The organism is Mesorhizobium sp. B3-1-8 (assembly GCF_006439495.1).
Lineage (GTDB): Bacteria > Pseudomonadota > Alphaproteobacteria > Rhizobiales > Rhizobiaceae > Mesorhizobium.
Genome location: NZ_VFTK01000073.1, coordinates 1 through 9,015 on the forward strand (window position 1 = coordinate 1; position 9,015 = coordinate 9,015).

7 protein-coding genes and 1 pseudogene are annotated in these 9,015 nt (G+C 64.6%); 5 read left to right on the forward strand and 3 right to left on the reverse strand.

Annotated features, from left to right (window positions below; all coding sequences use genetic code 11):
- Window positions 1-388: 388 nt before the first annotated feature.
- Window positions 389-1,825 carry a pyridoxal-phosphate dependent enzyme gene (locus tag FJ424_RS33085; protein ID WP_140659975.1) on the forward strand — a complete coding sequence of 479 codons (1,437 nt, stop codon included), beginning with the start codon at window positions 389-391 and terminating at the stop codon, window positions 1,823-1,825.
- Window positions 1,822-2,991: a cystathionine gamma-synthase gene (locus FJ424_RS33090; RefSeq protein ID WP_140659974.1), complete on the forward strand. Its 1,170-nt coding sequence runs from the start codon at window positions 1,822-1,824 to the stop codon at window positions 2,989-2,991. The genes FJ424_RS33085 and FJ424_RS33090 overlap by 4 nt, the downstream gene beginning before the upstream one ends.
- Before the next feature lie 144 nt (window positions 2,992-3,135).
- Here the strand turns inward: FJ424_RS33090 and FJ424_RS33095 are convergent.
- Window positions 3,136-3,405 (reverse strand): annotated as a pseudogene (locus FJ424_RS33095) (GIY-YIG nuclease family protein).
- A gap of 271 nt (window positions 3,406-3,676) precedes the next feature.
- Here FJ424_RS33095 and FJ424_RS33100 point away from each other — a divergent pair.
- The 3 genes from FJ424_RS33100 to FJ424_RS33110 all read left to right on the forward strand — a co-directional run bounded on the left by FJ424_RS33100 (window position 3,677) and on the right by FJ424_RS33110 (window position 6,482).
- Entirely contained in the window at window positions 3,677-4,918 is a 1,242-nt protein-coding gene (locus FJ424_RS33100; protein ID WP_140659973.1) for a D-amino acid dehydrogenase, read from the forward strand.
- Between the two features lie 39 nt (window positions 4,919-4,957).
- Window positions 4,958-5,779 (forward strand): aspartate/glutamate racemase family protein, encoded by an 822-nt coding sequence (locus FJ424_RS33105; protein WP_140659972.1) that lies wholly within the window; start codon window positions 4,958-4,960, stop codon window positions 5,777-5,779.
- Window positions 5,780-6,305: 526 nt separating this feature from the next.
- Window positions 6,306-6,482: a hypothetical protein gene (locus FJ424_RS33110; RefSeq protein WP_140645956.1), complete on the forward strand. Its 177-nt coding sequence runs from the start codon at window positions 6,306-6,308 to the stop codon at window positions 6,480-6,482.
- A gap of 10 nt (window positions 6,483-6,492) precedes the next feature.
- Here FJ424_RS33110 and FJ424_RS33115 read toward each other — a convergent pair whose 3' ends face one another.
- Together FJ424_RS33115 and FJ424_RS33120 are read right to left on the reverse strand one after the other, a co-directional pair.
- A complete protein-coding gene (locus FJ424_RS33115) occupies window positions 6,493-6,798 on the reverse strand; it encodes a UBP-type zinc finger domain-containing protein (protein WP_140659971.1) in 306 nt (101 codons plus the stop codon).
- Window positions 6,798-8,471 carry a cyclic nucleotide-binding domain-containing thioredoxin-disulfide reductase gene (locus FJ424_RS33120; protein ID WP_140659970.1) on the reverse strand — a complete coding sequence of 558 codons (1,674 nt, stop codon included), beginning with the start codon at window positions 8,469-8,471 and terminating at the stop codon, window positions 6,798-6,800. The genes FJ424_RS33115 and FJ424_RS33120 overlap by 1 nt, the downstream gene beginning before the upstream one ends.
- Window positions 8,472-9,015: the final 544 nt, after the last annotated feature.

Here is a 9,015-nt window from a genome sequence, read left to right on the forward strand (position 1 = left end):
CAGCCATCGCATCAAGAAATGCGCCTGGAACGACGACTATCTCATCAATGCGATCACTCATATGCGATAGCCCTGCCAAGGTGGGGGAGATGTCCGGCAGGACAGAGGGGGGCGCTGTCCCGCCAAGTTCAACAGGAGAGGCGATAGAGCGCACACCCCGTGAAATTCCATTCCCCCACTCGCCGTCGGATTGGCACGATCTATCTTCTTTCCAGACGAAAAGGGCTTGAAAAGACACCTCGCGCGATCCGCGAAACCGGAATGGATTCCGGCGGCTAGAGCATGATCCCAAAAAGTGGGAACCGGTTTTTGGAAAAGATCATGATCCAACAAGGATGCGCGCGAGATTGCGACACCCGCATCGAACTGCTTCCATGGAGCATCTGAGATGAGCGAGCAGAGACAACCGGCGCCCGGCGGCGTGGACGCCAATCTGTCGAGATTGCGTCCGCCTTACGCCTCGGTGCTCGACCTGATCGGCCAGACGCCGGTCGTCGAGCTGACCAAATTCGACACCGGCAAGTGCCGGTTGTTCATCAAGCTCGAAAGCCAGAATCCCGGCGGATCGATCAAGGACCGCATCGCGCTGTCGATGATCGCGGCGGCCGAGAAATCGGGTGTGCTGAAGCGTGGCGGCACGATCGTCGAAGCGACCGCCGGCAACACCGGCCTCGGCCTGGCCCAGGTCGGCATCCCGAAAGGCTACCGGATCATCCTCGTCGTGCCCGACAAGATGTCGCGCGAAAAAATCCAGCATCTGCGCGCGCTCGGCGCCGAGGTGCGCATGACCCGCTCCGACGTCGGCAAGGGCCATCCCGAATATTACCAGGACATGGCCGAGAAGATCGCCGCCGAACTGCCCGGCGCCTTCTATGCCAACCAGTTCGCCAATCCCGCCAATCCGCTGGCGCATGAGACGACCACCGGACCGGAAATCTTTTCGCAGCTCGAAGGCGATGTCGACGCGGTGGTCGTCGGCGTCGGCTCCGGCGGCACGCTGACCGGCCTCGGCCGCTATTTTGCGAAACACTCGCCGAAGACCGAGATGGTGCTCGCCGATCCGGTTGGATCGGTGCTGGCGCCGCTGATCAAGACCGGCAAGATGGAAGAGGCCGGCAGCTGGACGGTCGAAGGCATCGGTGAGGATTTCGTGCCGCCCAATGCCGACCTGTCGCTGGTGAAAAAGGCCTATTCCATTCCCGACAAGCAGAGCATGCTGGCGGTGCGCGATCTGTTGTCGCGCGAAGGCATCCTGGCCGGCTCGTCCTCCGGCACGCTGTTGTCGGCCGCACTTCGCTATTGCCGCGAGCAGACGGTGCCAAAACGCGTCGTCACCTTGGTCTGCGACAGCGGCAACAAATATCTGTCGAAGGTCTTCGACGATATCTGGCTGGCCGAGCAGGGCCTCGCCGACCAGGAACAGCATGGTGACCTGCGCGACCTGGTCATGCGCTCGCCGCGCACCGGCGACATCGTGACCGTCGGGCCGGACGAAAGCCTGCTCAACGCCTATGGCCGCATGCGCCGCTCCGACGTCTCGCAGCTGCCGGTGCTGGACGAGGGCAGGCTGGTCGGCATCGTCGACGAGAGCGACATCCTGGCCAAGGTCGATGGTCCCTATGACGGCCGCTGGGACCGCTTCAACGGCCCGGTGCGATCGGCCATGACGTCCAACCTGCACACGCTGCAGGCCAGCCAGACGCTCGACACACTGCTGCCGGTCTTCGACCGCAACGAGGTCGCCATCGTCTTCGATGGCGAAGAGTTCATCGGCCTGATAACCCGTATCGACCTGATCAACCATCTGAGGCGCCGCGCAAAATGACCTCGACCGGCAAGAACCGCCTGGCCTTTTCCACCCGCGCCATTCATGGCGGCCAGAGCCATGATCCGCTGACCGGCGCGGTGATGGTGCCGATCTACGCCACCTCCACCTACGGCCAGCAGTCGCCCGGGGTGCACAAGGGTTTTGAGTACGCCCGCAGCCAGAACCCGACGCGCTTCGCCTTCGAGCGCGCGGTCGCCGACCTCGAGAGCGGCAGCAAGGCTTTCGCCTTCGCCTCCGGCCTGGCCGCGATCGGCACCGTGCTGGAGCTCCTCGATTCCGGTGCCCATATCGTCGCCACCGACGACATCTATGGCGGCTCCTTCCGCTTGATGGAGCGGGTGCGCAAGCGCTCGGCCGGCCTGGAGGTGAGCTTTGCCGATTTCACCGACCTTGCCGCCGTCGAGGCGGCGATCCGCCCGGAGACGAAACTGCTCTGGGTCGAGACGCCGACCAACCCGCTGCTGCGCATCGTCGACCTCGAAGCGGTGGCGGCGCTGGCGAAGCGCAAAGGCCTGCTCACCGTCGCCGACAACACGTTTTGCAGCCCCTATATCCAGCGTCCGCTGGAGCTCGGCATCGACATCGTCGTGCATTCCACGACGAAGTATCTCAACGGCCATTCCGACATGGTCGGCGGCGTGGCGGTCGTTGGCGACAACAAGGATCTCGCCGATCAGCTGAAATTCCTGCAGAACGCCATCGGCGCCATCTCCGGGCCTTTCGACAGCTTTCTCGCTTTGCGCGGCATCAAGACCCTGGCGCTCAGGATGGAGCGTCACTCGGCCAACGGCCTGAAAATAGCGCAATGGCTGGAAACGCGAAAAGATGTCCGCCGGGTCATCTATCCCGGCCTCGCCAGCCACCCGCAGCATTCCATCGCCGTCCAGCAGATGCACGCCTTCGGCGGCATGATCTCGGCCGACCTCGACCGCGACCTGGCCGGCACCAAACGCTTCCTCGAACGCACGCAATTGTTCACCCTGGCCGAAAGCCTGGGCGGCGTCGAGAGCCTGATCGAGCACCCGGCGCTGATGACGCATGGCTCGATCCCGGCGGAGAAACGCGGCGCGATCGGCATTTCGGACTCGCTGGTGCGGCTGTCCTGCGGGATCGAGGACGGCGATGATCTGATCGCGGACCTGGAGCAGGCGCTGGCTGGCTAAACGGCTTCGCCGAGATCCTTCGCGCCCCCCTCTGTCCCGCCAACCTATCCTTCGTCATTCTAGGGCGGAGCAAGGAGCGAAGCGACGCGTGCAGACCCTAGAATCCATGCCGTGACGGTTGAGAGCCGCCACGGTCCAGAACGCTCACCAGCCGATCCCGCGAAACAACTCGAACCATTCCGGGTTGCTCTTCTCGATCAAGTCGACCTTCCATTGGCGTGGCCAGCGCTTCAATGATGTCTCACGCTGGATGGCGTCGGTGATGTCGAAATACTCCTCGTATCAGACCAGACGCTGCACACCGTAACGGCTGGTGAAGCTGGAGCTTTGGCCGGTCTTGTGCTCGGGCATCCGACGAGCAAGATCATTGGTGACGCCGATATAGATCGTGCCGCCTTTCTGGCTCGCGGTCATGTAGACGTAGCCTGTCGTGCTTCGATCTTACCTAGCGCCATCGCCAACGGCTATTCTGGGTCGTTGCATTCTATGGCCAATGTCACGGCATGGATTCTAGGGTCTGCGCGCGTCGCTTCGCTCCTTGCTCCGCCCTAGAATGACGAATCGCAATTTGCGATAGCCCTGCCCACGAGAGAGGGCGCTGTCCTGCCGACATCTCGGTATGTGTGCCATTGCACACCGCAATCTACATTCTAAACTGCCCCACTTTGCGATCTCCGGAGGCGCTATGCGCGTGGTCGTGTTGGGTGGGGGCGTTGTCGGCGTCACCACCGCTTATCAGCTGCAGAAGGACGGGCACGAGGTCGTCATCCTCGAGCGCCAGCCGCAGGTCGCTGCCGAGACCAGCTGGGGCAATGCCGGCATGATCGCGCCGGGGCACTCCTTCGTCTGGTCCTCGCCCAAGGCGCCGATGATCCTCTTGAAATCGCTGGTGCTGAAGGACCAGGCGCTGCGCTTCAAGCTTTCTGCCGACCGCCGGCTCTACAGCTGGTCATGGTTGTTCCTGATGGAATGCACGGCGGAAAAGGCCAAGCGTAACACGCTGCTCAAGCATCGGCTGGCCGTCTATTCGCAATCGGTCCTGCAAGAGGTCGTCGCCGACGAGGCGATCGAATACGACCGCAACGATCGCGGCATCCTCTATTTCTATCGCAGCCAGCAGGCGCTCGACAAAGGCGTCGAGCATATGCGGCTGCTCGAATCCGACGGCCAGCTGATCAAGGTGCTCGATCGCGACGCCATCGTCGCGCTCGATCCGTCGTTGGCTTCGGCCAGGGAAAAAATCGCCGGCGGCATCCATTGCCCGACCGACGAGACCGGCGACCCGGCGAAGTTCACCCGCGCGCTTGCCGCCAAGGTGGTCGAGCGCGGCGGCGAGATCCGCACCGGCACGACCATCACCGGCATCGAGACGTCCGGCGACGGCGTAGTCCAGGTGACGACCGACAAGGGCGCGGTCAAGGGCGACGCCTATGTGCTGGCACTCGGCTCCTACAGCCCGCTGATCGCCAAGACCGTCGGCATCAGCCTGCCGATCTATCCGATCAAGGGCTATTCGCTGACCATTCCGGTCGGCAACCGGCCGGCGCCGCCGACCATCGCCGCGATCGACGAGCACAACCTGGTCGCCGTGTCGCGCTTCGGCGACCGGCTGCGCGTCACCGCCACCGCCGAGTTCGCCGGCTACGACACCAGCCACAAGCCGGCCGATTTCGCCTTCATGAAAGGTGTGACCGCGGAGCTTTATCCCGAAGGCGCCGATTACGACCGCGCCGAGATGTGGGCGGGCCTGCGGCCCATGACCCCCAACAATTTGCCCGAATTCGGCCAGCGGCGCCTGCGCAACCTCTATCTCAACACCGGGCACGGCCATATCGGCTGGACCATGTCGCATGGCTCGGCCCGCATCACCGCCGACCTGATCGCCGGCCGCAAGCCGGCCATTTCGATGGATGGACTTTTGAACTGAGAGCGGGATCGATCCCGCTCCGACAAGAAAGGGAACGCCATGTCCGCCAATCTCGCCGCCGCGCCGCTTGCCGCTTCAGGGCCTGTCGGTCCCATGCCAGTCGATTTGGGCGTCCTGCCGTCGGAGATCGACGGCGGCCTCGCTTCGCGAGCGGCGATCGGCCTGGCGATCCTCGCCACCGATCAGACGCTGGAGCATGAGTTCCGCGCGCTGGTGCGCATTCCGGGCGTCGCCTTCTACGAGGCGCGTCTGTTCAACGACAACGACATCACGCCGGAAACGCTGCGCGCCATGGGCCCGCGCATCGCGCCCACCGTCGACCTGATCCTGCCCAGCATCCCGCTCGACGTCGTCGGCTTCGGCTGCACCTCGGCCACGATGACGCTCGGCGAGGAAGCCGTCTTCGCCGAGATCAGGAAGGCGCGGCAGGGCGTCGCCTGCACCACGCCGGTCACCGGCGCCTTGGCCGCCTTCAAAGCATTGGGTGCCAAGGGCATCGGTCTGCTGACGCCCTATGCGCCCGAGATCAACCAGGGCCTGGTCCGCTATTTCACCGGACGCGGCCTCGACATCGCGGCCGTCGCCACCTTCGACCGCCGTGACGACCGCGAGGCGGCCCGCATCTCGCTCGCCTCGATCGAGGCGGCGGCCGAACGCATGGCTGAAGTGCCGGGGCTGGAGGCGATCTTCATCTCCTGCACCAGCCTGCGCGTCGCCGAGGCGGTCGCCGATCTGGAGCGACGCATCGGCATTCCCGTCACCTCCTCCAATCACGCCATGGCCTGGCATTGCCTGCGGCTCGCCGGCATCGATGACGTCGTGCCGGCCGGTGGCCGGTTGTTTGCGCTGAAAGCCGTTTGAGCGTTGGTTTTCTCGACAAGGAATTTTGAAAAGTCGCCGTTTGCCGAAGGGCTTTCACCGTGTGAAATTGGTGCAAACACTGGGCATTAGCCGAAGCCCCTCAGCCTCGTCATTCCAGGGCGGAGCAGCCGCGAAGCGGCGCCGCGCAGACCCTGGAATCCATTCCGTGACCTTGATCGAAGAACGCAGTGGAGCAGAAGTCTGCACCGCAGCGGCGCTCGGAAGTCACGGAATGGATACTCGGGTCTGCGCGTCCGCTTCGCTCCCGCTCCGCCCGTGGATGACGATCGCGATGGGCGTTTCGGCCAATCTCCAACGCATGCCGAAGCCGCGACCCTTCGCAAGCTTGGGCCTCTCGCCCCGCCAAAGGCGGGGGAGAGGTGGATCGGCGAAGCCGAGACGGAGCGGGGGCCAGCGCTACCCTTCGCGATTCCAGCAGATCGTCTCCCGCCCGTTAACCGAATCGGAAGGAGATGTTTAACGCTTCCTCTCTATGTCCCTCGCCGGGAGGCACCACAGAGCGAGCATGATGAACGACGAAAAGCGAAATGAATGGCGCGCCATCTTTTACGTGCAGGCGCGCGTCGCCATCCTGTTTGTGCCGGTCGTGCTCAGCCTCCTCCTCATCGGCATCTTCGCCGGCAACGATCGCAAATCCGTGCCCGACGCCATCGATCAGACCGTGACGGGTTCGGTGCGCTGAAAGCGTACTCTCAAACAAATTTCGGGATTGGCCCATTCTGCGGCGTCGTATCGCCCTCGAGGTCGACAAAAACCTCGTCGACGAAGCCCCAGCCCCAGCCTTCCGGCGGGTCGTAGCCTTCGATGATCGGATGCTGCGTGGCATGGAAATGCTTTGTCGCGTGGCGGTTGGGCGAGTCGTCGCAGCAGCCGACATGACCGCAGGTGCGGCAGAGCCTCAGATGCACCCACCAGGAGCCGCTCTTCAGGCATTCCTCGCAGCCCAGCGCGCTCGGCGTGACCTTTTTGATGTCCTTCGTATGCCGGCATTCATCCATCACGCTCTCCTCGCCAATTCGCCGTCCCGCGCCAGATAGGCATGCAATGCCGCGACCACCTGCGCGCCTTCGCCGACGGCGGCGGCGACCCGCTTGGTCGAGCCGCAGCGCACGTCGCCGATGGCGAACACGCCGCTTCGGCTGGTCTCCATCAGCCCGTGCCCGGGTGTCGTCTCCGGTCCGGTGCGCACGAAACCCTTGGCATCCAGCGCCACGTTGCAATTCGCCAGCCAGTCGGTGTTCGGATCGGCGCCGATGAACAGGAAGAGGTGGTGGATGGCGCGCGTCGTCTCTTCGCCGCTCGCCCGGTTGCGCCAGCGCAGCGCTTCGAGATTGCCGTCATGGCCCTCCAGCGCCGCGACCTCGGTCTCGGGCAGCACCTCGATGTTCGGCTGCGCCGCGATGCGTTCGACAAGATAGCGCGACATGGTGGCGTCGAGGCTGCCGCGGCGCGCCAAGAGCGTCACCTTGCGCACCTGGCTCGCCAGATAGACGGCCGCCTGTCCTGCCGAATTGCCGGCGCCGACCAGCGCCACCTCCTGGTCACGGCAAAGCCTGGCCTCGATCGGCGAGGCCCAGTAATGCACCGAGGTCCCCTCGAACTGCGCCAGATTGGCGATATCGAGGCGGCGGTAGCGCGCGCCGCTGGCGATCACCACGGCGCGCGTGCGCACGCTCTCGCCGTCGCCGATGGCAAGCCTGTAGCGGGCGCCGTCGCTGGCGTCGTCGAGCAGCTTCGCCTCGTCGGGGATCACCATCTCGACGCCGAATTTCTGCGCCTGGTTATAGGCGCGCGCCATCAGCGCCATGCCGGTGATCCCGGTCGGGAAGCCGAGATAGTTTTCGATCCGCGCCGAAGCGCCCGCCTGCCCGCCGAAGGCGCGGCAATCGAGCACGATGGTCGACAGCCCTTCCGAGGCGGCATAGACCGCCGCCGCCAGCCCCGCCGGCCCGGCGCCAACAATTGCCACGTCATAGACCTTGCCGGCATCGATCGGCCGCAGCAGGCCGACGCAGCGGGCGAGCTCGGTTTCGCCCGGATTGTGCATCAGCTTGCCGTTCGGGCAGAGCACGATCGGCAGATGGTGCGGGTCGACATGGAACCGCTCGATCAGCGTTTTCGCGCAAGGGTCGGTGTCGGAATCGAGAGCACGATGGGGAAGTCCGCTGCGCCGCAGGAAACCTTGCAGCCGCAGCACGTCGCCATTGCCGGGCGGGCCGATCACGACCGGCCCGCTGGCGCCGCTTTCGAGCAGGCCGACGCGGCGCAGGATCAGCGCCCGCATGACCCGCTCGCCGAGATTGGCCTCCTGCACCATCAGGTCGCGCAGCCGCTGCGAGGGGATGACGATGGCCTCTACCGGTCCCTTCGCTTTGGCGTTGACCAGCGACGGCCGGTTCGACAGCTGCGCCAGCTCGCCGACGAAGCTGCCGGGGCCGTAGGTGATGATCGGCTCGCGCGGGCCAAGCCCGCCGGCCTGGGTGATGTCGACCTTGCCCGAAAGGATGAGGATCAACCCGGGCGAGACCGTGCCGGCCGTCACGATGTGATCGCCGGCGGCATAGGCCGTGGCCTCGCCGAAGCGGCGCATGCGCTCGATATCCGCATCGGTGAGCACGGGAAACATCTGGTCGCGGCGCGCGGCGATGGTCGGGCTGACGGAAGGGGCCATGAGACGGACCGTAGCGCCCGGCGCGGCGGGTTTGAAGCGGTTTGTTGAGGGGCTGGCCGGAAGGGGAGATTGGGCCAACGGCCACATGTCGTCATTCTCGGGCTTGACCCGAGAATCCATGCCGTGACGCGGGTCATATAGTACAACGGAGCGGAATTCTGTAACCGCTGCAACGCCTCGACGTCACGGCATGGGTTCCAGGGTCTGCGCGCGTCGCTTCGCTCCTTGCTCCGCCCTGGAATGACGAAGTTTGGAAGCTTACGGCTAATCGCGAACGTTGAGACTTGCATCCCGTTGGCAGTCGGGATGAATGGCGACCCCTTCGCTCTTGGAACTCCGGGATGGCCTGCCATCCGAAGCTCGAAGAGCGAAGGATCGGCTTCATGGCTCTTCATGCGTATAGCATCGGCAGGCCAGCTTAAAACCAAACCGGTCGCCGGGTTTGGAGCGGCTTGTTCGGAGACGGACCGGAAGGGGAGATTGGGCCAACGGCCACATGTCGTCATTCTCGGGCTTGACCCGAGAATCCATGCCGTGACGCGGG

Excerpts from the sequence above, each read along its gene's own strand:
- FJ424_RS33085 (WP_140659975.1), top strand. The coding sequence starts at position 389 with ATGAGCGAGCAGAGACAACCGGCGCCCGGCGGCGTGGACGCCAATCTG.
- FJ424_RS33090 (WP_140659974.1), top strand. The coding sequence starts at position 1,822 with ATGACCTCGACCGGCAAGAACCGCCTGGCCTTTTCCACCCGCGCCATT.
- FJ424_RS33100 (WP_140659973.1), top strand. The coding sequence starts at position 3,677 with ATGCGCGTGGTCGTGTTGGGTGGGGGCGTTGTCGGCGTCACCACCGCT.
- FJ424_RS33105 (WP_140659972.1), top strand. The coding sequence starts at position 4,958 with ATGTCCGCCAATCTCGCCGCCGCGCCGCTTGCCGCTTCAGGGCCTGTC.
- FJ424_RS33110 (WP_140645956.1), top strand. The coding sequence starts at position 6,306 with ATGATGAACGACGAAAAGCGAAATGAATGGCGCGCCATCTTTTACGTG.
- FJ424_RS33115 (WP_140659971.1), bottom strand. The coding sequence starts at position 6,798 with ATGGATGAATGCCGGCATACGAAGGACATCAAAAAGGTCACGCCGAGC.
- FJ424_RS33120 (WP_140659970.1), bottom strand. The coding sequence starts at position 8,471 with ATGGCCCCTTCCGTCAGCCCGACCATCGCCGCGCGCCGCGACCAGATG.